The sequence below is a fragment of the Atopobium fossor DSM 15642 genome (assembly GCF_000483125.1).
Lineage (GTDB): Bacteria > Actinomycetota > Coriobacteriia > Coriobacteriales > Atopobiaceae > Atopobium > Atopobium fossor.
Genome location: NZ_KI519553.1, coordinates 1003779 through 1026457 on the forward strand (window position 1 = coordinate 1003779; position 22679 = coordinate 1026457).

The 22679-nt window shown below is 43.1% G+C and carries 20 protein-coding genes; 8 read left to right on the forward strand and 12 right to left on the reverse strand.

The annotated features are described in order from the left end of the window. Positions 1 to 19: 19 nt before the first annotated feature. Entirely contained in the window at positions 20 to 1156 is a 1137-nt protein-coding gene (tgt, locus tag G469_RS0107435) for a tRNA guanosine(34) transglycosylase Tgt (RefSeq protein WP_028264518.1), read from the reverse strand. A 110-nt stretch (positions 1157 to 1266) separates the two neighbouring features. Continuing rightward, positions 1267 to 1539 carry an HPr family phosphocarrier protein gene (locus G469_RS0107440; RefSeq protein WP_028264519.1) on the reverse strand — a complete coding sequence of 91 codons (273 nt, stop codon included), beginning with the start codon at positions 1537 to 1539 and terminating at the stop codon, positions 1267 to 1269. A gap of 256 nt (positions 1540 to 1795) precedes the next feature. Here G469_RS0107440 and G469_RS0107445 point away from each other — a divergent pair, with 256 nt between their 5' ends. Beyond that, on the forward strand, positions 1796 to 3244 hold the full coding sequence (locus G469_RS0107445; protein WP_028264520.1) for a coiled-coil domain-containing protein: 1449 nt from the start codon (positions 1796 to 1798) through the stop codon (positions 3242 to 3244). 103 nt (positions 3245 to 3347) lie between these two features. Here G469_RS0107445 and G469_RS0107450 read toward each other — a convergent pair whose 3' ends face one another. The 8 genes from G469_RS0107450 to pyrE all read right to left on the reverse strand — a co-directional run bounded on the left by G469_RS0107450 (position 3348) and on the right by pyrE (position 11764). Further along, entirely contained in the window at positions 3348 to 3797 is a 450-nt protein-coding gene (locus G469_RS0107450; protein ID WP_028264521.1) for a hypothetical protein, read from the reverse strand. Positions 3798 to 3822: 25 nt separating this feature from the next. Beyond that, positions 3823 to 4323 carry a hypothetical protein gene (locus G469_RS0107455; RefSeq protein WP_028264522.1) on the reverse strand — a complete coding sequence of 167 codons (501 nt, stop codon included), beginning with the start codon at positions 4321 to 4323 and terminating at the stop codon, positions 3823 to 3825. A 136-nt stretch (positions 4324 to 4459) separates the two neighbouring features. Continuing rightward, a complete protein-coding gene (locus tag G469_RS0107460) occupies positions 4460 to 4921 on the reverse strand; it encodes a hypothetical protein (protein ID WP_028264523.1) in 462 nt (153 codons plus the stop codon). 119 nt (positions 4922 to 5040) lie between these two features. Continuing rightward, entirely contained in the window at positions 5041 to 5481 is a 441-nt protein-coding gene (locus tag G469_RS0107465) for a hypothetical protein (RefSeq protein WP_028264524.1), read from the reverse strand. A gap of 5 nt (positions 5482 to 5486) precedes the next feature. Next, a complete protein-coding gene (locus G469_RS0107470; RefSeq protein WP_028264525.1) occupies positions 5487 to 9104 on the reverse strand; it encodes a VWA domain-containing protein in 3618 nt (1205 codons plus the stop codon). Positions 9105 to 9243: 139 nt separating this feature from the next. Continuing rightward, positions 9244 to 10407: a tRNA preQ1(34) S-adenosylmethionine ribosyltransferase-isomerase QueA gene (gene queA / locus G469_RS0107475; protein ID WP_028264526.1), complete on the reverse strand. Its 1164-nt coding sequence runs from the start codon at positions 10405 to 10407 to the stop codon at positions 9244 to 9246. Positions 10408 to 10437: 30 nt separating this feature from the next. Continuing rightward, positions 10438 to 11079 carry an epoxyqueuosine reductase QueH gene (locus G469_RS0107480; RefSeq protein ID WP_028264527.1) on the reverse strand — a complete coding sequence of 214 codons (642 nt, stop codon included), beginning with the start codon at positions 11077 to 11079 and terminating at the stop codon, positions 10438 to 10440. 46 nt (positions 11080 to 11125) lie between these two features. Beyond that, the gene (gene pyrE, locus G469_RS0107485) at positions 11126 to 11764 is read right to left on the reverse strand and encodes an orotate phosphoribosyltransferase (protein ID WP_028264528.1); all 639 of its coding nucleotides are present in this window, start codon (positions 11762 to 11764) and stop codon (positions 11126 to 11128) included. Positions 11765 to 11970: 206 nt separating this feature from the next. Between pyrE and G469_RS0107490 the strand changes: the two genes are divergently transcribed. The 3 genes from G469_RS0107490 to G469_RS0107500 all read left to right on the forward strand — a co-directional run bounded on the left by G469_RS0107490 (position 11971) and on the right by G469_RS0107500 (position 15316). Then, entirely contained in the window at positions 11971 to 12462 is a 492-nt protein-coding gene (locus G469_RS0107490) for a hypothetical protein (RefSeq protein WP_028264529.1), read from the forward strand. Between the two features lie 10 nt (positions 12463 to 12472). Then, positions 12473 to 13207 (forward strand): HAD family hydrolase, encoded by a 735-nt coding sequence (locus G469_RS0107495; protein WP_028264530.1) that lies wholly within the window; start codon positions 12473 to 12475, stop codon positions 13205 to 13207. Between the two features lie 84 nt (positions 13208 to 13291). Continuing rightward, positions 13292 to 15316: a class I tRNA ligase family protein gene (locus tag G469_RS0107500; protein WP_028264531.1), complete on the forward strand. Its 2025-nt coding sequence runs from the start codon at positions 13292 to 13294 to the stop codon at positions 15314 to 15316. 130 nt (positions 15317 to 15446) lie between these two features. Here the strand turns inward: G469_RS0107500 and G469_RS0107505 are convergent, their stop codons facing one another. After that, positions 15447 to 16292, reverse strand: coding sequence for an AraC family transcriptional regulator (locus G469_RS0107505; RefSeq protein ID WP_028264532.1), 846 nt, complete (start codon positions 16290 to 16292; stop codon positions 15447 to 15449). A gap of 169 nt (positions 16293 to 16461) precedes the next feature. On the opposite strand from G469_RS0107505, the gene G469_RS0107510 reads away from it, so the two are divergent. The 4 genes from G469_RS0107510 to G469_RS0107525 all read left to right on the forward strand — a co-directional run bounded on the left by G469_RS0107510 (position 16462) and on the right by G469_RS0107525 (position 21953). Further along, a complete protein-coding gene (locus G469_RS0107510) occupies positions 16462 to 16917 on the forward strand; it encodes a MarR family winged helix-turn-helix transcriptional regulator (RefSeq protein ID WP_028264533.1) in 456 nt (151 codons plus the stop codon). Further along, positions 16917 to 18755: an ABC transporter ATP-binding protein gene (locus tag G469_RS0107515; RefSeq protein WP_211225411.1), complete on the forward strand. Its 1839-nt coding sequence runs from the start codon at positions 16917 to 16919 to the stop codon at positions 18753 to 18755. Before G469_RS0107510 ends, G469_RS0107515 begins: the two co-directional genes overlap by 1 nt. A 4-nt stretch (positions 18756 to 18759) precedes the next feature. Beyond that, complete coding sequence (locus G469_RS0107520; RefSeq protein ID WP_028264535.1) at positions 18760 to 20682, forward strand: ABC transporter ATP-binding protein; 1923 nt, start codon at positions 18760 to 18762, stop codon at positions 20680 to 20682. Positions 20683 to 20933: 251 nt separating this feature from the next. Next, on the forward strand, positions 20934 to 21953 hold the full coding sequence (locus G469_RS0107525; RefSeq protein ID WP_028264536.1) for an RlpA-like double-psi beta-barrel domain-containing protein: 1020 nt from the start codon (positions 20934 to 20936) through the stop codon (positions 21951 to 21953). Here G469_RS0107525 and G469_RS08740 read toward each other — a convergent pair. Continuing rightward, positions 21950 to 22630 carry an HAD family hydrolase gene (locus tag G469_RS08740; RefSeq protein ID WP_051353827.1) on the reverse strand — a complete coding sequence of 227 codons (681 nt, stop codon included), beginning with the start codon at positions 22628 to 22630 and terminating at the stop codon, positions 21950 to 21952. The genes G469_RS0107525 and G469_RS08740 overlap by 4 nt on opposite strands. Positions 22631 to 22679: the final 49 nt, after the last annotated feature.

The window sequence follows — 22679 nt, forward strand, 5'->3', positions numbered from 1 at the left end:
CAAAAGAGACTCATATGCTTTAAAAATCGGCAGCTGCGGAGCTGTTCATCCAATTTTCTACAAAGTCACCGTATGTTCCTGCAATAATGGAGGCACGTGCCTTTCTCATTAGGTTGAGCAGGTAGTACAGGTTATGAGTAGACAGCAAAATAGAGCCCAACATCTCTTTTTGACGTACCAAGTGATTAAGATATGCACGTGTATAACCACCTGTACATACAGGACAATCACACTCATGATCAAGCGGTGTGTCATCTGCATTAAAGCGAGCATTCTTAAGGTTCAAACGACCTTCGGACGAGAAGGCCGTACCCATGCGAGCTGTACGTGTAGGCAATACACAGTCAAACATATCTACACCACAAGCAACACCGCGCACTAAGGTAGTTGGGTTGCCCACACCCATCAAATAGCGAGGCTTGTGCTTAGGCATATGCTCAGATACCAAAGGTTCCAGCGTCTGGAACATAGTCTCATGATCCTCACCTACCGAATAACCGCCAATGCCATAACCAGGAAAGTTAGCAACACTTTCCAAATGATTAAGGGAACGTAAACGCAAGTCTAAATCCATGCCACCCTGAACAATGCCGAACAATGCTTGATCGGAACACGTATGAGCCTTCCAGCAACGCTCTGCCCACATACTAGAGAGCTCTACTGCACGCTCCACAAATGAACGTGGAGAAGGATAGCCGGGACACTGATCAAGCTGCATACAAATATCCGAGCCCAAACGTTGAGCAATTGCCATGTTGTCCTCGGGAGTCCAGCTAACCCAACGACCGTCATAGTCCACTGCCCTAAAACGCACTCCTTCATCGGACAGCTTAAAAAACTCACCATGACTGAATACCTGAAATCCGCCAGAGTCAGTCAAAATAGGATGGTGCCACTGCATAAAATCATGCAGACCACCAAGCTTGTCAATCATCTCTGATCCAGGACGCATTTCACAGTGATATGTATTTGCTAAAACAACTTGCGCGCCAATTTGCTCGAGTGTCTGAGGCAAAATGCCCTTAACCGTCCCCTTGGTACCAACAGGCATAAACAGTGGAGTTTCTACGTCACCATGAGCGGTATGAAACACACCAGCGCGAGCGTGTGTTTTAGGATCTTCTGCAACAATTTCGTAGCTAAATAAATCTGCCATGTGACGTGCTCTTTCGTTTCTCGTTACGTATCGATGATTACCTATACAAGGCATAAAAAATGCCTGGCACACAAAGGTACCAGGCATCAGTATATATAAATTACGTTGGTTTACTCGCCAAAACCACTATCGATAAGAGCAATCAAAGCGTCGCAAGCTTCCTGCTCATCAGGACCGTCGCAAGCAATCTCTACGGTAACACCAGTGCCCAAACCAGCAGCAAGAATCATCATGATAGACTTTGCATTTGCAGGAGCAGTGCCCTTGTCTACATCAGCAATGGTGATGTTTGACTGGTACTTCTTTGCTTCCATAACAAAGGCAGAGGCAGGACGAGCATGAAGACCCGTTGCATTCTTAATAGTGGTCTGCTTAGAAACCATCTTTATCTCCTTTTATCCGTAAATACGAAAAAAGACTAACTTCGATTCACTATCGTAGCAGAATTATGCAACAAACACGTGTAAGGATTTACTAAGTATGCATAAAGTTTTTTATATTATTGTTATTTTGTAACCTATAGCTTATACACCCATCACTCACAATGGAACTCCTACCGAAGTTTATGTATTCTCCCCCGATAAAACTAAGCATATTCAATTATTCTATGGTTAAAAAGCTTTGTACAAAGGAACAACTATGACCGATGAGTTGACTAACATTTCCAATACTGCCGAGTCTGAAGACAATGTCTTAGAAGTGAGTCCCGAAACCACTTCTGAACCTACTTCTACAGTCATGGAACAATCCACAACGGATAACATCCCAACTTTGGATACCAAAGCCGAAGATACCATAGAAAGCAACTCTGAAACGCCAGACGATTCAAGCAAGAAGCTTACGGAGGATGTAGCCACAACTCTTAATAAAAAAATTTCTTCTGTAGCAAGTTCTCTTAGCAAAGAAGATTTATCCAAGCTTGCTGGTAAAGCGCGTGAAACACTTTCTGCTAGTGCAAGTCAAGGTGCCAACACCGTTATGGAGGGTTTTGAAGCAGTCCGTGATGTGCGTCGAGCAGCCAAGCAAACAGATGCTGCACGCAACAGGCTCAAACAAGTACATAATGAACTTGACGAGAGCAATGCTCTTCTCGCTCACCGTGAAGAAATTGCTCAAAACTATGAAAGCATAGTCGAAGATCAAACTGCTCTGCTTATCGAAGCACAAAATAGAATAAAAAAGCTGGCAAAGCAAATAAAAAGTGAGCAAACTAAAGAAGAGAAGCTCAAGGAACAACTCGCACAGCTGCGCGAAACCAACAAACACGACTTACGTCCCCATAAGATCAAGCTCGAGCAGGCACGTGACAAGGTAGATGAGGCTTCTAAGGCTGTAGCAGATGCTAAGCGTGCTATGAAACTGGCAGAATCTCAGCACAAGGAAGTTGTGGGGCGCCGTGATGAAGAAATTAATCATGTCAACCAAGCCATTGAGAAGTCAACTGCGCGCATAGAAGAACTCAACGTTGAACTTGCAACCCTTACTGCTGCGGATACCCCTGACGAGAACGCCCTTAAGCATATGCGTAAATCCATCTCTAAAGAAGAACGTGCGTTGGACTATTCACGCAGTGAAATTGACGAGATTAATGAACAGCATCGTCGTGCCATAGAAAATGCACTTACACATGTATACACACAACGCAATTCATTAGAGTTTGCACAAGAAACCTTGGATGAGGCCAAACGTGAAGTTGACGAACACAAAGCAACCTATGACAAGCTGTATAAAAACGCACATAATCGTGAATCTGAGATAGACAAGCAATTAGCCACACTTGCCAAAACCATTGCAGACATTCAAAACCAGCATGACGAAGCTATTGCAAGGCGCGATACCGCACAAAGTCTTATTGATGAGGCAGAAGATGTTCATGCAACGCCTGAAGTTACCGAGGAGTTACGTAACACCATTAGTGACACACAGGCAGCCATTGAGGTCCAGCAGCGCCAAGTACAAAATCTAGAAAGGCGAGAAGCAAAGTTGCGCGAGAAAACAAAACAGCAACGCACCGTTTTTATTGGCGTTACTATTGCCGCTGGTATTGTTGTCTTACTTGCACTGCTATTTATAACCAATATTTTGTAGCTATGGCATCAGCCATTGTATACAGAATCGATCAAAGCGATAACTCTGAAAAAGACGTTGCATCTAAGATGTAACGTCTTTTATTTATGAAAGACCAAAAAGATTAGCGTTCAGGCACATATTCTTGATACCCATATGGAAGTTCTCGCCCATCATAGTCAGGACTTTTAATCCATCTGATAAAAGCAATTTCCCATTCATCTTCATTTACAGTGTAGTAATACCATCCTGCTGGATGATATACGGGAAGCATTAGTTCAACCGACCATTCATCTTGCCATTCAAATTCTGCAGTTATAACCTTAGGAACATTTTCTCCACCAGTAGAGATGAAATGGTATTGTGTATTACCTTCTTCATCTTTGTCTTCGTATTCAAGTTTGTATATAAAGCCATAATGTGCGTCCGATTGCATTGTTGGAGATTCCATTGCAGCTTGAATACTTGGACCTCTCACATAATCTATGACTTTTAACAGATGAGGAAGACCAATAATACCTAGCACAGCTATTACAATAAGTATATTACTGAGTTTATGTATGGTTATTTTCATAGTCTGATTACTTTTTCTATATTAACTACTGTGTATGTGCATATTTTCGATATTTATACGGAAGTTCTCGTCCATCATAGGTAGGACTTTCAATCCATTTGATAAAAGCTTCTTCCCATTCATCTCGATCATCTGCACCATAGTAGTACCATCCTGCTGGATGATATACGGGAAGCATTAGTTCAACCGACCATTCATCTTGCCATTCAAATTCTGCAGTTATAACCTTAGGAACATTTTCTCCACCAGTAGAGATAAAGTGATATCTTACATTGCCCTCAGAATCTTTGTCTTCATATTCAAGTTTATATTCAAGACCATATTCACGCCTGTCATAATCAAAAGTACCTTGATTTGCTGCTGCCCAAGCATTGGGACCTAATTGATATTCGATGGGAATTAGTAGCGGGTGAGCTACAAAATAGATATATGGTCCAAAGGTATATAGAACCGATGCGATAAGTACTATCGTAAAGATAGGATGAGCTTTAATGGTACCAAAAAGCTTTTTTATACGAGCTTTCATTGTTGTCAGTCCCTAGGATTTTTGACCATTTGGCTTTCGTACTTAAGACGATATAAAAAGCTATCGGTTTCATGGACGGTCCAGAATAATTCATTAATACATCTTGTATTTTACTAAAAGTAAAATCCTATGATAATTACTGTATATGCGCATACTCTTGATACTCATACGGAAGTTCTCGCCCATCATAGTCAGGACTTTTAATCCATCTGATAAAAGCAATTTCCCATTCTTCATGGTTTACTGTGTAGTAATACCATCCTGCTGGATGATAGGTAGGAAATACTTCCCATGACCATCTATCTTGCCAGTAAAACTTTGCAACCACTACCTTAGGAACATTTTCCCCACCAGTAGAGATAAAGTGATATTGAGTATTACCTTCTTCATCTTTGTCTTCATACTCAAGTTTGTATATAAAGCCATAATGTGCGTCCGATTGCATTGTTGGAGATCCCATTGCAGCTGCTGCAGAAGAGCCTTTTGCATACTCTCCAATTCTTTGAGGCAGCCGGATAAAGAAAACACCACAGACAAGTATGAATAGTGCAGAAGCAACAAGATATGCTATAAAAAATGTACGTTTGGTAATTTTCATATCTGGACTACTCCTCCTTCTGTTTAGGTGTAGTGAAGTTATTTTTATCCCTCTACTTTTCAAAATGAATCTTCGTTATAAATTCAACATCCTACAAAATAGTATTGAAATAGACTTGTTTACCCATGGTAAACAGATTTATTTTCCCAAGCCTCAAGCGCATCCAACCACTCTTTTTCATTTGACACTACATAGTGCCATCCTGCCGGATAAAGTGTAGGAATCATCATTTGAACCGACCATTCATCTTGCCATTCAAATTCTGCAGTTAAAACCATTGGTATATTTTCCCCACGAGTAGAGATGAAATGGTATCTTACGTTGCCCTCAGAATCTTTGTCTTCATACTCAAACTTATATTCAATACCATATCCAGAAGGAATTGACCCTGCTGCCGCCCAGGCATTGGGACCTAATTGATATTCGATGGGAATTAGTAGCGGGTGAGCTACAAAATAGATATATGGTCCAAAGGTATATAGAACCGATGCGATAAGTACTATCGTAAAGATAGGATGAGCTTTAATGGTACCAAAAAGCTTTTTTATACGAGCTTTCATTGTTGTCAGTCCCTAGGATTTTTGACCATTTGGCTTTCGTACTTAAGACGATATAAAAAGCTATCGGTTTCATGGACGGTCCATGCATAGGCGTATAACTCCCCATCTGGATTAAACCCATACACAGGAATATAGATTAAAGACTCCGGACACAACAAAAGAGTTGGTAGAAGTTTTGACGGCAACAAATTTTTCCAATCAATCATCCCCTTGTGATGATGTATGCAATCTATAAATGCTCCATATTCTTTTGTTATTCCAGAATGAATACCTCTAGGTGAAACAAAATCTCCATTAATTCTATGTGATATCAACTTCTTATTTCTGCCTAAATGTAACTTAAGCATATCACGCGCAGCAAAGTGTGTATAAGAGCTATGCACACTTCCAAACTGTGCCCATAAGGCATAGTCTAGACCCATTCCATTAAAATACTCACAGGCTTTAAGCTGATCTTTATATCTTGTATTTAAAAATGAAGCAGCTCCTACTTGAGCCAAATACCCACCTAAGGAGTGTCCTGTTATGTAGACATTTTTGCCAGTAGCAGCATATTTTTTTGCAACAAGCCGAGCCATTTGGTTAGCGTAAGGTTCTTCAAAGTTTACATTAATAAGTGCGCCCTCAAAATCATTAATCCATTCAGGATTTTCATCAGTTCCTCTATAGGCAAGCACTACATCATTGCCTCGAACATAGACCGTTGCACTAAAGTTAGTGTCTCCGATTTTTTCATTGTTTAGGTAATGTGTACCGATATGTCTTTGTATATATTCTGCAATCTTCCAATCTTGAGATATATGTCCATCTTCACCAGGATCAAAGATATCTGCACCTCTCAAGAAATAATAACTTTGACCGATTTCCTTAGGATTCTTCCTTTCTTCCTTATTCTTATTCCCCACAATCTCATTTTGTTTATAAAACCTACCCTCACGCTTAGCCACACTTCCATCCTCATAACAAAGGGCTGCAAAAATAGCTAAGGTTCGTGAGTCAACTTTGTGGCTAGACTCTTTAATCAAGGGATTGCTTATTTGTTTGAGGTATACATACCTGTTGTTATCTGGTGAGTAGTACACACATACTTTAAGTTCTTGCCCATTTAAAAAACCATCATGGTCATAGTCTGGGTCAGTAAAATCTATACCTTTATAGGGAGTAGTTCCATTAGCAAGGGTAAGGCTTCCACTTTTTATGAGCTTAGCATAGTAGTCAGATATACCATCGCCATTAGAGTCAGTCTCATAGTCAATAGTCTCATCAAAGATGAGGCCTGTAAAAGAAGACATATCGCTATCTATACCTCGGTAACACTTACCACCGCTAGCTTTGCTGATATTATCAAGAGTGTTGTATTTATCTTCAGAAACAATATCTCCCAGAACAAAACAATAAATAGTAACACCGGTATCCTGCGCTTTTTTTGCAAGAGATTCATAGCTCAAACCACTGGTATAGTTATCATCTCCATCGGTTAAAAAGAAGATAACCTTGTTTGCTTCTTTTCTTGATTTATCAACACATATACTCATAGCTTTAGTAAGGGCACCTCGACCGTTTGTGCCAGAACCAAACCTTTGACGCTGCTTTTCAAGCGTCTCATGCAACAATGCTTTATCTGAAGTAAATGGCAAGATTTCTTTACCATTCGCGGCAAAACTGACAACACAAGCTCTATCATTAGCGCCAAACTTATCTACAAACCCATTGAGTGCATCAACACGCAAGCATTTGGGATCTGTATCTTGCATACTCCACGATTCATCCAACACAAAGCAAAAGTCATAGGGTTTTGCTGTTTGGTCTTGTTTGGTGGGATCTTTTATGTCTCGGTTCCACACATGGTCAAATGAGTGTTTGTCCAAAACTAAGTAGATAGAAAAGTGTGTTGGTTTGAAGCTTACCCTACAGCCATTCACACTTGTTTGTTGTTCTTCTAGCGCTTGGGTATTTGGATTGTAGTAATACACAGTTGGAGTAAAGTCTTTATTTTCAAATAGTTTTTCATCAAGCTCAAACTCAATAGTGGCTTCCTCAAAGTTTTGAGGAGCACAAAACTCATAGCCACAGACATAACCTGGTGTTTGAGTAAGGTCGATGTCTGTTCCTGTTATAGGAAGCATATAGAGTTGTTCTACATAGGCTCCAGCTGTTGTTGCACTTAGGGTAGTTGTATTGTTAGGACCTGTTTGAGTAGCACTTACTACAAAGCTTTTTTGGGCAGATAGGGGATCTGTGTTGTGAGTTACTTCCCACCCATCCCAAGCACCATCTGAATCGCTATCTTCTTTAAGAGGATTGGTACCAAGATTGACTTCTTGCCCATCATCAAGCTCATCTAGGTCTGTGTCATAAGAAGCTAGGTTGATGCCAAGACCTATCTCTGTAAGATTGCTCAGACCATCGTTATCAGAATCTTCATCGCCATCAAGTATGCCATTATTATCTGAATCTTTATTGGTTGGATCGGTATGTATAGCTGCTATCTCGATATAGTCATCTATACCATCTGCATCAGTATCTTTGTTGGTTAGATCTGTTGTGTAGTAGGTTTCAAGATAGTTGATAAGCCCATCTGAGTCAGTGTCATCTCTGTCTATAGATAACAAGTCAAGCCTATCTGTTTTGTCATAGCCAACCTCAACACTATCAGCTATATATGAGCCATCAGAAAATGTGCAGGTAACCGTAAGTGTGTTAGATCCTCGTAGAAGCCCAAATGAGTTTATAGACCAACTTTGTTTTGCTTGTATGTCATAACTACCAATCTCATTTGACTTGTCGTCATACACATGTAGTTTCAAAGAACTTGGTTGTTTGTCTTTAGTATCTAAGGTGCCCCACAAAGTTTTATCATCAGGCATGCCATACCCATCAAGGCCTTCTGTAGACACAAGCTTTTGTCTGTCTATTGCAACAGTGGGACTGTTGGTATCCCAGATATAGCTTGTATCAAGCACAATATCACATGGCCTATCCTCAACAGTTATGGTTTTGATGGTGTGAACAGTAAGCTTTTGAGAAGTACTTGGCTGAGCATATGCCACATTGCTTAAACAAAGCGATATGCCAATAGCCGCAATAAAAAGTACAAACACGCTGCTTTTGTGCTTGTTCCAAACAGCTATACCAATACATATAACATCTACAGCTATAAGTGCTGTGAGTATCCCTATAGAAAAATTATCCCCAAGTTTTGCTATGCCTTGAGGATGAGATGTTTTATGAGTTTTAGGGTGGGCAGCACCAGAAGTATCTGGGATGTCTTGTGTATGTGAAGTATGTACTACTTCACATACAACATCTTTTTCATAGCTTGTATGAGCTGCAATAGTATCTATATGAAAAGAGGTAAAGCTTGGATCTTGTACAACTAAACCATCTGGAAGTGTAGATACAAGCTCTATATCTTTAGCATCAGTGTTGGTAGGATTTTCAATGGTGATATGACACAAAACACTATCGCCAACTGCATAGCTATCTTTGTTGCAATCAATACGTACTACAAGGCTATCGTTTGGTTGAGCTGCTATTGCTGGTGTTGAGAGGGTAAAAACAAGAAATACTGTCAAAACAAAGAGGCAAACAGTCCAACCAAAAACAGATAGCTTTTTGCACATATAATCACTCTTCTTAAAATAAGATATACCCTTGTTATAGATAAATCTTAATCTTCAAGAAAAGTGACCTATTACAAGCATCGGCGAGTGGCTTATATTTTTGACTGAGTGTTAAATTACTTATGCAATACCTATCATCCTACTCAATAAACATCGCATCACCAAAGCTAAGCATGCGATAGTGTTCAGCAATGGCCTGTTCATATGCACTCATAATTTGATCTCGCGTAGCAAATGCCGAAACAAGCATCATCAAAGTTGAACGCGGTACATGAAAATTAGTAATCATTGCATCTACCACGTGAAAGGTAGATCCCGGCATCAAAAACAAATTAGTACTTGCATCCTCGCGCACCACAATATCGCCTTTGCCAGTATTTGCAGCAGATTCATCTGCCATCTCAAAATAACGAGCTACCATGGCAGGCTCACCCACAGCTGCTTGAGTATCCCAAGCGGACTCAAGCGAGCGCACCGCTGTAGTACCAACAGCAATAACCCTATGGCCTGCAGCTTTAGTAGCATGAACAGCATCTACAACATCTTGCGATACATGGTAACGCTCAGTATGTATAGCATGCTGCGTAGGATCGTCCTCGGTAACAAGCCTAAAGGTATCGATACCTACTTCAAGCTCTACCGTTACCCATCTACAACCTTTTGCTTTGATTTTCTCGATAAGCTCGGGCGTAAAGTGTAAGCCTGCTGTAGGAGCTGCAGCGGAATGCTCTTCCTTCATGGCATATACCGTCTGATATTTTTCTGGGTCTCCCTCGTAATCCGTAATATAAGGTGGTAGAGGCACATGCCCTGCACGATGAATTGCCTCATCCAAGCTCAGATTCTTTGCTGGGACAAACCTCACCAAACGTCCACCACGATTATCATCTACAAAGTCAACAATCTCACCGGTTAAAACCACGGGAGAAGACTCCGGAGCATGAAGGCCGCCTGCACGATATTCAATAACTGCACCAGGTTTAAGGCGCTTACCTGGATTAACTAAACACTCCCATACAGAACCCAGAGCATCCACGTCTTCACGACGACGAAGTAGTAAGGTTTCTGACACTCCACCGGTATTTTGCTTACGACCCACTAAACGAGCAGGCATGACGCGAGTTTTGTTGGCAACCAGCAAATCACCTGGCTCCAGCAAATCCAATACATCCCTAAAAATCTTATGTTCTACGCTGCCGTTCTTGCGATGCAGCACCAATAAACGGCATGAATCGCGCGGCTCGGCAGGCGCTTGAGCAATTAGTTCTTCGGGTAGGTTGTAATCAAAATCATCCGTACGCATTACATAACTCCTTGCAAGCTCAAGCTTTCCTTAGGAAACGTGAGCTTTAGATTGCATTTGTGCACGTGCAGCAGCCTTAGCCGCCTTGCGCTCATCTCTTATACTTTGCCTATCAAAGGCAGCTTCTGCAGCAGAAAACCTACAGCCACAGTAGTTTTGCCTGTACATATCCGCCTCGCGAGACAAACGTGTTGCCTCGGGATAATACGGGCGAAAATCGCGCCATACCATCGTAAGACCTTGTGCGTCACAAAGTTTCTTAAACACGTCATGGCACACATCAAAAAGCTGATACGGGGACACGACTAGCGTGGTGGATACGTGCGTAAATCCGCGCTCGCAAGCCACCTGACAAAGCTCCGTGAGACGTTGCGCATAACACGCGCGACACCTACGTTCACGATCAAAACCTGCACCTGCAACACGCCGCTCCCAACCATCACGGTCATCGGAAGCAACAATAAGTTGCAGTCCAAGCTCATTTGCATATGCACGCATGGTATCCAAACGCAAGTTATGCTCTTCTATAGGCTGAATATTGGGATTAGTCCAGCAGATAGTGGGTTCAAAACCTTCCTTGCGGAGATGCAAAATGGGCTCTATAGAACAAGGTGCGCAACATGCATGCAACAATAACGGCGTGCGTGCGCAAGTACGCTCATCCTGTTTCAAACAGCTTTTATTTTGTTGTATGTACTTGTCTTGCTGCTCGACCATCCTAGCGTGTCATCCAGCTTTCATCGGAGGGATTATCACGAAACGCCAGCAAGCGGGCTTTATCCTCAGGCTTGATATACCCCTCTTCAACAGCAACATCTACCAAAGTATCTAGGTCACACAAACTAGTGTTTTCTACCTTATTTTCCGCCAAGCGGTCCAAACCCTTTTGCATGCCATAGGTAAAAATGGACACGACGCCCAACACATTGGCACCAATCTCACGCAAAGGATGGACACAGTCCAAAACAGAACCACCAGTAGAGATAAGATCTTCAATCACTACGATTTTCTCGCCAGCATGTACACGACCTTCAATCTGATTTTTGCGACCGTGATCCTTAGCAGAGCCGCGCACGTAACCCATGGGAATACCCAAGCGGTCCGCCGCAATAGCAGCATGCGCAATACCAGCGGTAGAAGTTCCCATGAGCATTTCTACCTCGGGATACAACTCACGGCTCTTCTCTGCCAGCGCCTCATCAATAAGCGTACGAACCTCGGGGTAGCTTAGTGTAAGGCGATTGTCACAATAAATAGGGCTTTTAATGCCACTTGCCCAAGTAAAGGGGTCATCAGGCTTTAAAAACACTGCTTTAATGGACAAAAGAGCACGTGCAATATCGGCTTTGCTTGCCATGACCTACCTCTTCCGTAGATTTGCTTCCTAGCTGTACGGTAACTTGCATACCTGTGTTAGCATTTTTGTACAGTGACATTTTACAATCGCGTTTGATTGTAGTACGCATTGTTGGACCTTTAACCGAGAAGCTGCGCACACATATATAAGTGACGTTATCCTTAAAGAGCAAACACAACTTCTGTATACACGAGATAGGTTTTTACATGTCAGAAAACACCCCCGCCAAGCGCCGTGCTCATATTGCGCTGATTGTTTTTATTGTCTGTTTACTACTCAGCGTAGGCATTAATGCAGCTCGTAAAATTGTGGTGTTTGACTATCTTCCCTGTAGATCTAAAGTCATTTCCAAAGAAGTTGATCCTGCAACTTTTAATTACAAGGTAATTGTTGAGTACAACAATAAACAATTCCGTCTTGTGGATACCGAGCTTAATTTCAAGCCAGAAGTAGGAGACATTACCAACACCTACTTGCAACATGGCCACATGTTTTCCAACCAAGAAAATGTTTTGCGCACTTCTCCCCTTACCACAGCACGCTTATTTGCCATTGGCATAACTGCAGTTTCTGGCCTCGTACTACTATTCTGCTTCCGCAAAGTTCAAAAGGAAAACACCCTTTTGGCCAATCTTGACGATAAACCCAACCGTAAGAAGTCAGCTAAATCCACCAAACATATAAAGAATACTAAGTAGAAGGATTGCCATGTCCTACAACATTGCCTTGTTTGACATGGATGGTACTCTGCTTGATACCACCCAGGACCTTGCTGCCTCACTCACCTATGCCGTACATCAGCTAGATCAAGAAGCTTCATTTACCCCAACCGATGCTGCTCTCTTTTTTGGAAGCGGCTCTACAATTGCTCTTACGCGTGCGCTCGCTGCTCTTAAGGGTGCCTCCATACATACGCTGCTTGCTCTAGGAGATACATTACACGCACAAGATATAGGTATTAATCCTCAGGAAGTACAAGAGCTCGATAAAGTCTTTAGTGCTCACTATCAACAGCATAGCAACGATCATACTCGTCCATATCCTGGCGTGATTTCTATGCTTACAAGCTTACAGACTGCAGAGGTACGTTGTGCCGTTATTTCCAACAAAATGGATAGCGAAGTTAAACGACTTACCCAACTACACTTCAAAGACCTCATACTATCTGCCGCCGGCGTGCGCACAGGCGTTGCTCGTAAGCCCGCACCCGATGTAACGCTCACAGCTTTGCATGAACTACAAATCCAAATGGGTACTCGTAAGGCACACGCCGTTTATGTTGGGGATTCAGAAATTGACCTTCTTACTGCAAAAAATGCAGGTCTTGACTGTATTGCTGTGGATTGGGGTTTTAGAACTCGTAGCTATTTAAAACAATGCGGTGCAACGCGCATTGTGAGCAGTACATCAGAACTTGTCAGTGCAATTCTGGACAACAAGTAGGCAGCTAAGTTGTGCGATACTAAGTAAATTAGACCAAAACCAAGGCGCTTTGGCGCTTGAGCAACAAATATGAAAGGTCCCCTCATGGCAGTCGATATAAGCAATCGTCCCATATTCCCTGCACGTGCTGTTATTACTGGCGGCATGCCCTACGGAAACAAAAACTTGCACTTTGGCCATGTTGGCGGCGTTTTTGTTCCTGCAGATTTCTTTGCTCGCTTTTTGCGAGACCGTCTAGGCAAGCAAAACGTATTGTTTGTGTCGGGCACAGACTGCTATGGTTCCCCCATCATGGAGGGATATCGTAAACGTAAAGAAAATGAGGGTTATACCGGTACCATCGTAGATTACGTTAACGAAAATCACTTGGCACAAAAATCTGCGTTAGATGCTTATGGTATCTCTTTGGATTTGTTTGCTGGCTCTGGCTTGGAACCTGCAACCAAGTTCCACAACGAGCTCACCGCAACCATCATGCAGCGTCTATACGAGCGAGGCTATTTACACAAACGCAGCACCCGTCAATTCTATGATCCTCAGGCAGGCCAATTTCTTAATGGCCGTCAGGTTCGTGGTCGTTGTCCTGTTCGCGGCTGCAAATCCGAGAAAGCCTATGCAGACGAATGTGATTTAGGCCACCAGTTTGATCCCGAGGAGCTTATCGCCCCTGTATCCCAGCTAACTGGTGCTACACCCGAGCTGCGTCCAGTAGATAACTGGTATTTTGATCTGCCAGCTTTCCGCTGTGAACTCGAAAAACTTATGGATGAATGGGACGTAGACCCCCAAGTACGTGCCGTAGTAACCAAGACTGTACGCGAATCTTTGGTTGACCCCGTTATGTATATTCAAACCAAGTTTCGTGAACAGTTTGATACCGTAGCAAATCAGCTTCCCACCCACACCCTTACCGAGGCTACAAACAACCAGTCTTCCTTCTTCATAACCTTTAACAACTGGTCTGACCGTGATGATGCACGTGAGAAGCTCGAAGCTGCTGGCATTCGTTTCCGTACCGGCAAGACACTGCTTCCCTTCCGCATTACGGGCAACATTGAGTGGGGTGTTCCTGCACCTACCATAGAAGGTGTATCTGATCTCACCGTATGGTGCTGGCCCGAAAGCCTATGGGCTCCTATAAGCTTTACGCAAACCGCTCTTGCAACCGCAGCAGGAGGTCGCTATTCCACTAGTGATTGGCGCGATTGGTGGGCTTCTCAAGATGCCAAGGTTTATCAGTTTATTGGCCAAGACAACATCTATTTTTATTGCGTAGCACAACCCGCTATGTGGGAGGCTTTAGACTGGAACCTGACCCAGGACACGCCCATTGCTAACTACCATATCTTGTTTATGAATAAGAAAGCTTCCAGTTCTGGAGAAATTAAACCCCCTATGGCTGCCCAGCTTTTGGATAACTACACGCCTGAGCAGCTTCGTTGTCACTGGTTAAGCTTAGCTTTGGATCAGAAGGCTGTGAGCTTCTCACCCAAACCCTATGACACCAGCGTAAGCCATAAAGATAAAAAAACCGGCGAGGATGTCTTGGTTAAAGATGATCCTCGCGTTGCAGATCCTGCCCTTAAGGAGAGCGCATTTCTCACCAATATTTTTAATCGCTTGGCACGCAGCTGCTTCTATGGTGCACAAAACGCATTGGATGGAAAGCTTCCCGCAGTTCCTGCACACAAAGACGTTATGGATGAATGTGCCAATGCTATATTAGCGTTTGAGAAATTTGCACATGCTTTTGACGCGCACTCTGCACTGGCCGTAGTAGAGGACTTTACCCGCGCTGCAAACAAACGTTGGGGTGACGCTTCTAAGGCTGGTCAAGGGGATACTGCTGCTTATGAACAAGCCTTAGCAGACGCCTTTGCCGCTTTGCGCACCACCACCCTACTCATGCACGCAGCAGCCCCCTTTGGCTGCGAGACCATTTGTGACTACATGAACTTTGACCAAGAGTTCTTCTTTAGCTGGGAGTATGCTTTTGCAACACCCGCTCAACTTGCCGAGAAGCTTGGTAAAGCTGCAGGTACTCATGAACTTAAGCAACTACCTCCCCGCTTTGACTTCTTTAACAAGCATGAAAGTCAGGGAAAGTAACTGATAAAAACAACTCATATAAAGCGCCTCGATATACTATACCGAGACGCTCTTTCTTACTATATACATGTACGAAGCAGCCATTTACAATCTGCAAAAACATCTGTGGATGTTAGTGTTGCTGCGGGCGTTAGTCCTTCTTCACTACAGGAACCCATAACTCCATTTTGTAGTCGTTGCTCTGCATGTCACCCTCAAAATAGTACTCAAAATCAGGGGCTCCTGAATGAACATATCCTTGTTCTGGAAAGAATACTTCCATAACATACTTCCAGCCCTCATGAATACATTCAGGAACTTTGCCCGTCAACTCAACAACTGCATATTCTGCCGCTTGAACTTCTAAAATATCTAGCCCCATTGCTTGTGCAGCTATACTATCTTTGACCAGATACCCCGCCATATAATTAAGAGTATTTGGATCACTTATATCATGGCAAACGCCAACAGACTTACCATCTCCAAGCTTTGTTAATTCATCATGACTGTACTTCTTATAGAGCTTATTCCATACCTGAGGACATAATGTTGAATCGATATTGTGCTCATTAAGACCCGCAACTATAAAAGCTTCTTTCTTTTGCATGGTAATATTCATATCTCGACCTCCTTGGACACTTAGCACCAGTTGAATACGGGGAATTACTTTGAAGGACTTTCCAGCCCTCACCTCAGAAGGGGTAGCACCATGAAAACTTTTAAATGCGGCACCAAATGAATTGGGGGATTCATAACCAAATAAGGAAGCTATATCTATCACTTTTTTGTCTGTTTCCCTTAACAAAACCGCTGCTTCACTCAAACGTCTCTCCCTTAAATATTCTGAAAGAGATAGGTTTGTAAGAATAGAGAACAACCTGCTAAACATGGGATATGAATATCCTGATATATACAGCACATTCTTCTCGTCTATCTGGTTATCCAAAACCGATTCAAGATAGTTTATGGTGTCATTGAAGGCCTTCATAAAACTCATGTTCACCACCCCCTTATACGTACTATACGCAAATCCATACGCGCTTATCCCCATAGTTCACGTACAAAAAATATGGAGATTGCTAGGTTCCTTGTGAATATTTAGAAGGTCCCTAGCAAATTACCCTATTCAAGGCATATGCTTAGGTATCAAGAAAAGGAAGGTACCTATGCAAATGGATAAACCCGTTTGGGTTCCCCCTTCAGATTGGGGAACAACGCGCAAGGTTCTTGCGTGCATTAACTCACTTGGCTACTACATGTATTTTGCCCGCGGAGGTCGTGCTGGACAAGATCATGTACTTACTAAGTTGTATCGCCATGACATGCATATGGCACAGCGAGAATTACAAGAATCCATGAGCATTACCTCTGCTTCACTGTCAGAAGTACTCAGTAAGGTAGAGAGTGAAGGTTATATCACTCGCTCTAAATCTGAGGCAGATAAGCGCCAATTTGAGGTGTATCTCACCCCACAAGGACGGCAACGTGCAGCCCAACTCATGGAGGACAGAAGGCAATTTGAACAAGAGGCTTTATCGTTCTTATCAACAGAAGAACAAGAAAAGCTGCTCGACACCCTTATGACGATTATTACTAACTGGAATGGAAAGGAGGAAAACTAATGGCAGAGAGTACCCTTGGTAGTGCAGCCAAAAACCTCACGCTTCGCGACATTGTATCCATTATGAGCAAAAGCCTCCGCGAGTTTAAGAACATTTCTGTTGCAACACCGCTGTTGGTTTTATGCGAAGTTGTGGTTGAAATTTCTATCCCCTTTGTAACCGCTCAACTTATTAACACCATTTCTACTGGCGCAGATATGAGCATTATTGCACGTTATGCAGCCATCCTTATTGGCATGGCACTATTTTGTTTAGCGCTTGGTGCAGCAGCTGGCTACACCGGATCGGTAGCGTCGGCAGGCATTGCACGCAATTTGCGCCACGATGTCTTTGCTCAAATCCAAAAGTTTTCGTTTTCCAATATCGATCGCTTTTCCACTAACTCACTGGTAACTCGCCTTACTACAGACATCACTAATGTGCAGATGTCTTTTTTAATGCTCATTCGTTTAGCCGTACGCAGCCCGCTTATGTCCATTTTTGCCATTGTCATGGCATTTCTTACCGGCGGTCCCATGGCAGCGCTCTATATTGTTGTTGCCTTTGTCTTGGGCTTTGTAATCTTTCGTATTGCTTTATACGTCATGCCTATCTTCCGCCAGATTTTTAAGAAATACGATACGCTCAATGAGTCTGTAGAAGAAAACGTTTCCGGTATTCGTGTAGTTAAATCTTACGTGCGCGAGGATTTTGAGAAAAAGAAGTTTAATACTGCATCAGGCAATCTCTTTCATGACTTTATGCATGTAGAGCGCATTTTAGCTTGGACTTCCCCTCTCTTTAACTTCTCGATTGACGTTATTTACCTATTTGTTGTGTATTTTGGCTCTCAGATTGCCGTAAGTTCACAAGGCCAGAGCTTAGGCGTAGGTCAAATGAGTGCTCTTATCACCTACGGCTTTTCTATGCTTATGGCACTTATGATGCTTTCTATGGTATTCGTCATGATTACCATGTCTGAAGAAAGTGCTCGCCGTATTTGTGAGGTCCTTATTGAGAAGAGCGACCTTACTAACCCAGACAATCCCTTATATGAAATTCCCGATGGCTCTATTGACTTTAATCACGTAAGTTTTGAATACTCCAAAACTGCCGAACGCATGGCTTTAAAAGATATTGACCTCCACATTAAGTCTGGTGAAGTCATTGGTATTTTAGGAGGCACGGGATCTTCTAAGTCCACACTCATCCAGCTTATTAGTCGTTTATATGATGTAACTCAGGGATCTGTTTTTGTTGGTGGCCATGATGTGCGTGAGTATGATTTGGATACCCTGCGCAACCAAGTGGCAGTCGTACTGCAGCGCAATGTATTGTTCTCGGGCACCATTGCAGAAAACCTTCGCTGGGGCAATCCTAACGCCACGGATGAACAGCTGCTTGAAGCATGTAAGCTTGCTCAGGCCGATGAGTTTATTCAGCAATTCCCCGATACATACAACACCTATATTGAGCAAGGTGGTTCCAATGTTTCTGGTGGTCAAAAACAGCGTTTATGCATTGCACGTGCCCTACTTAAGAATCCTAAGATTTTAATTTTGGATGACTCCACTAGCGCAGTAGACACTAAGACCGATAAGCTCATTCGAGCGGGTTTCCGCAGTTTTATTCCCCAAACTACTAAGATAATTATTGCCCAACGTACCAGCTCTATTGAAGATGCTGACCGCATTATTGTTATGCGCGATGGCCAGATTAATGCTATTGGCACTCATGAAGAGCTTCTTAAAACCAACGATATTTACCGTGAAACCTATACCTCGCAAAATAAGGCATCACATGACCAAAAAATGGACACGATGCAAACCCAAAACAATGATTCAAGAAAGGAGGACTAGACACATGGCTCATACACAAACCACCGAGGGTTCTGCCAAACGTAAAGCCCCCCAAAAGGGCAACTTTGGGCGTATCATCAAAATGTTGTTTGAGTTTTACCCCACACAGTCTTGTATCGTCCTTCTTTGTATAATTATTTCCGCAGTAGCAAGTGCTATGCCATCTGTATTTATGCAGCAAGCAATTGCAGTTGTAACTAAGCATTTTACCAGCGGAAACTGGGAAGCCGCGCAACCAGAAATTGCAAAGATTGCGCTTACGCTCTTGAGCGTCTATGTTGTAGCTTTAATAGCCGTAAGCGTCCAGGCACAAACACTGGCCAAGCTTACACAGGGCATGCTTATGAGCATTCGTAACAAGATGTTTAACCATATGGAAGACTTGCCCATTCGCTTCTTTGACACCAACAAGCACGGCGATATTATGTCGTACTACACCAATGATGTAGATGCCTTACGCCAACTTATTAGTCAGTCTTTGCCCAGCATTATTACAACGGTTATTGGTATGAGTACCGTGCTCTTTATTATGCTGTGGTATTCCATACCTCTAACGCTCATTGTTCTTGCTGTTATTGCACTCATGGCATTAGTGGTTAAAACATTAGGTACTCGCTCCGCACAATTCTTCTTGGCACAGCAAAAGTCCGTTGCAAACGTAGAGGGTTTTGCTCAAGAAGCTATGTCTGGTCAGAAAGTCATTAAGGTCTTTACGCACGAACAAGCAACGCAAGCAGATTTTGATAAAGCAAACGAGGAACTCTTCCAAGCTTCTAAGTCTGCCAACATCTTTGCCAATATGCTCATGCCCATCCTATTTAATTTAGGCAATCTTGCCTATGCGTTGGTAGCTTTAGCAGGCGGATTCTTTATTATCAATAACCTACCATCCCCCTCCATTTCTGGAGCAGCGCTTACCATAGATATTGCCGTATCCTTCCTTACGCTCACCAAAAATTTCACTTCTTCTGTAGGACAAGTTTCTGGTCAGATTAACTCTATTGTTATGGGTTTGGCAGGTGCTGGCCGTATCTTTGATCTTCTTGATCAAAAGGTCGAGAAGGACGAAGGATACGTAACTCTGGTAAACGTAACCAAGAACGATAATGGTGAACTCGTCGAGTGCTCCGAACGTACCGATATGTGGGCATGGAAGCATCCTCACCATGATGGCACCCTTACCTATACCCCTCTTGCTGGCGATATTGTCTTAGATCATGTGGACTTTGGCTATAGCCCCAATCACACGGTGTTGCATGACGTTTCTTTGTATGCAAAACCTGGTCAAAAGGTTGCCTTTGTTGGCGCTACCGGAGCGGGTAAAACTACCATCACCAATCTAATTAACCGCTTTTATGATATTGCTGATGGTCGCATTCACTATGATGGCATCAACATTAACAAGATTAAAAAGGCGGATTTACGCAGGTCTTTGGGCATGGTTTTGCAGGACACAAACCTGTTTACCGGAACCGTTATGGAAAATATTCGTTACGGTCGTCTTGATGCAAGTGATGATGAGTGTATTGGTGCAGCTAAACTTGCCGGCGCAGATTCCTTCATTCGTCGCCTGCCTGATGGCTATAACACCATGCTCACTAATAATGCTGCTCAACTTTCCCAAGGTCAGCGTCAACTTTTGACCATTGCTCGTGCTGCTGTTGCAGATCCTCCTGCTATGATTTTGGATGAAGCAACAAGCTCCATTGATACACGTACCGAGTTTATTGTGCAGCGTGGCATGGATGCACTTATGGCTGGTCGCACCACGTTTGTTATTGCTCACCGCTTGTCTACCGTACGTAACTCAGATGTCATTATTGTCTTAGATCATGGACACATTATTGAGCGTGGTACTCACGATGATCTTATCGCAGCTCACGGTACGTATTATCAACTATATACCGGTGCATTTGAGCTCGAATAAGCTCTACGGTTACACGGCTGTACAACTAAAAGGCCGTCTATAAGTCTAAAGATGGCTATTGTCACCTACTTACACCTGTTTTTCACACCGACAGAGGTAAGTAGGTGCATTTTTATGGAGAAATACATAGATTGGAAACATATCGGCTAAAATACAAATCCTGTACCGCTTCTGCGTGCAGCTTTGGGTATAACACCCAAAGCGCACAAACCAGCGCGACATGGCATCTATCCCCGTTGTTTTGGAGGAGCATGAAGGGATATACGAGCAAAGGTATTGCACGCGGCATCCTAAGTGTGCTCTTGTGCACTACCCTCATCTGCAGTGCAACACCTCATGTAGTGTATGCAGAAGAGAGTCTCGAAGCCCTAGAAAATGCTGCCATTGAGGCTGGTGAGAAGTACGCTCAGGCTCAACAGGAGTTGGATGACCTTAATAAAAAGATAGAAGATAATCAATCTAAACTCAAAGATTTAGAGGCTAAATTGCCTGAGGCGCGCGAAGACTCAGCAGAAGCTATACGCCTCAACTATAAACTGCTACAAAGCCAACCCAATCTTATTGGTTTGATTTTGTCTTCACGCGATTTCAGTGATTTTCTAAGCACTCTTTCTTATATCAATGCTATCAATGATTCCAATTTTGAGAAAATCCAAAATCTAGTACAGATGGAATCACAACTCACTCAAACGCGTGATACGCTGCGTTCACAGCAAAGCAACATAGCTATCAAAACTAAGGAAGCTGCTACTGCACAGGCCAATGCCCAGGCTGCTATTGAAGCTGCAAGGAAACGTGCAACTGAGCGAGCCGCAGAAGCTAAGGCAAAGTGGGAAGCAGAACAAGCTGCAGCTGCTGCCAAACAAGCAAATACCTCTGATACCGCCACTGACACTACCTCTTCTTCAAGCAATACTTCTACCAGTACAACACCTGACTCCAATAGTCCTTCTAGCTCAAACACCTCTTCAAACACTAGTGGTGGTGAGTGGAAATATGTTGGTGCTTCGGTATACGGTAATGGCGATGGCTTTATGTGGGGCACCACTGCCTCTGGAGATACGGTAACTCCTACTTCCATGGGTGTTGCCATGAAGCGCCCCATGCCTTTAGGAACTACCATTGAGATTAGCTATAACGGTCGTACCGTTCGCGCAATAGTAAATGATCGTGGTCCCTTTATTGCTGGCCGTGAAATTGACTTACAGCCTGCTGTTGCAGATGCCCTTGGCTTTGATGGTATAGGTACGGTAAGTTATCGCGTGGTTTAATAAACGCCAGACGTTAATACCTCAGTTAACTCCTCATTAGAATGCACAATGGCATCCGCCTGAGCGTCTAGCAATTCTTGCTGTGATGCTGTACCAAACAATACGCATACACAGGGAATACCCATCTGATGTGCACCCGCTACATCATAGCTACGATCCCCAACCATTACGGTATGTTGAGCTGTAGCACCTAGCTCTTTAAGAGCGCGATTAATCACAAATTGCTTTGATCCCTGAGCATCATTTTGCTTACCCACAACAGCATCAAACAAGTGAATAATTCCTTGCTCACGTAACATGCGAATAACTTGTTCTTCTCGCTTGGAACTTGCAGTACTGAGTTTTTTACCAGATGCCTTAAGAGCTTCCAACATGGTTTTACCACCGGGAAACAGAGGAAAATCTTCTGGCCCTACGTTGTTGTACTGCGCACGAAAAGCTGCTGTTATTCGAGCGGCATCTGCTGCACTTAAACCATATACAACACAAAATGCCTCAGGAAAAGGCGGACCCACCAAACGCGATGCATCGCCAATTTCTGCTGGAGACATCCCAAAATCAGACAGTACTTTATGAGCCACACGAACCAAGCCAGGTTTGGTATCCGCTAAGGTGCCATCAAAATCGAATAAGACAAATTCACGCTGAGCAAAGCTACAAGAGGAATATACGGTCACAGGGGCTCCTTAGTCATAATTTGTAGTTTGACCCTAACACACATCATAC

Bases quoted from the DNA above. Each gene is read 5' to 3' on its own strand.
- G469_RS0107500 (WP_028264531.1), top strand. From the start codon at position 13,292: ATGGCAGTCGATATAAGCAATCGTCCCATATTCCCTGCACGTGCTGTT.
- tgt (WP_028264518.1), bottom strand. From the start codon at position 1,156: ATGGCAGATTTATTTAGCTACGAAATTGTTGCAGAAGATCCTAAAACA.
- G469_RS0107525 (WP_028264536.1), top strand. From the start codon at position 20,934: ATGAAGGGATATACGAGCAAAGGTATTGCACGCGGCATCCTAAGTGTG.
- G469_RS0107465 (WP_028264524.1), bottom strand. From the start codon at position 5,481: ATGAAAGCTCGTATAAAAAAGCTTTTTGGTACCATTAAAGCTCATCCT.
- G469_RS0107515 (WP_211225411.1), top strand. From the start codon at position 16,917: ATGGCAGAGAGTACCCTTGGTAGTGCAGCCAAAAACCTCACGCTTCGC.
- G469_RS0107490 (WP_028264529.1), top strand. From the start codon at position 11,971: ATGTCAGAAAACACCCCCGCCAAGCGCCGTGCTCATATTGCGCTGATT.
- G469_RS0107505 (WP_028264532.1), bottom strand. From the start codon at position 16,292: ATGAGTTTTATGAAGGCCTTCAATGACACCATAAACTATCTTGAATCG.
- queA (WP_028264526.1), bottom strand. From the start codon at position 10,407: ATGCGTACGGATGATTTTGATTACAACCTACCCGAAGAACTAATTGCT.
- G469_RS0107445 (WP_028264520.1), top strand. From the start codon at position 1,796: ATGACCGATGAGTTGACTAACATTTCCAATACTGCCGAGTCTGAAGAC.
- G469_RS0107470 (WP_028264525.1), bottom strand. From the start codon at position 9,104: ATGTGCAAAAAGCTATCTGTTTTTGGTTGGACTGTTTGCCTCTTTGTT.
- G469_RS0107440 (WP_028264519.1), bottom strand. From the start codon at position 1,539: ATGGTTTCTAAGCAGACCACTATTAAGAATGCAACGGGTCTTCATGCT.
- G469_RS0107450 (WP_028264521.1), bottom strand. From the start codon at position 3,797: ATGAAAATAACCATACATAAACTCAGTAATATACTTATTGTAATAGCT.
- G469_RS0107510 (WP_028264533.1), top strand. From the start codon at position 16,462: ATGCAAATGGATAAACCCGTTTGGGTTCCCCCTTCAGATTGGGGAACA.
- pyrE (WP_028264528.1), bottom strand. From the start codon at position 11,764: ATGGCAAGCAAAGCCGATATTGCACGTGCTCTTTTGTCCATTAAAGCA.
- G469_RS0107460 (WP_028264523.1), bottom strand. From the start codon at position 4,921: ATGAAAATTACCAAACGTACATTTTTTATAGCATATCTTGTTGCTTCT.
- G469_RS0107520 (WP_028264535.1), top strand. From the start codon at position 18,760: ATGGCTCATACACAAACCACCGAGGGTTCTGCCAAACGTAAAGCCCCC.
- G469_RS0107495 (WP_028264530.1), top strand. From the start codon at position 12,473: ATGTCCTACAACATTGCCTTGTTTGACATGGATGGTACTCTGCTTGAT.
- G469_RS0107455 (WP_028264522.1), bottom strand. From the start codon at position 4,323: ATGAAAGCTCGTATAAAAAAGCTTTTTGGTACCATTAAAGCTCATCCT.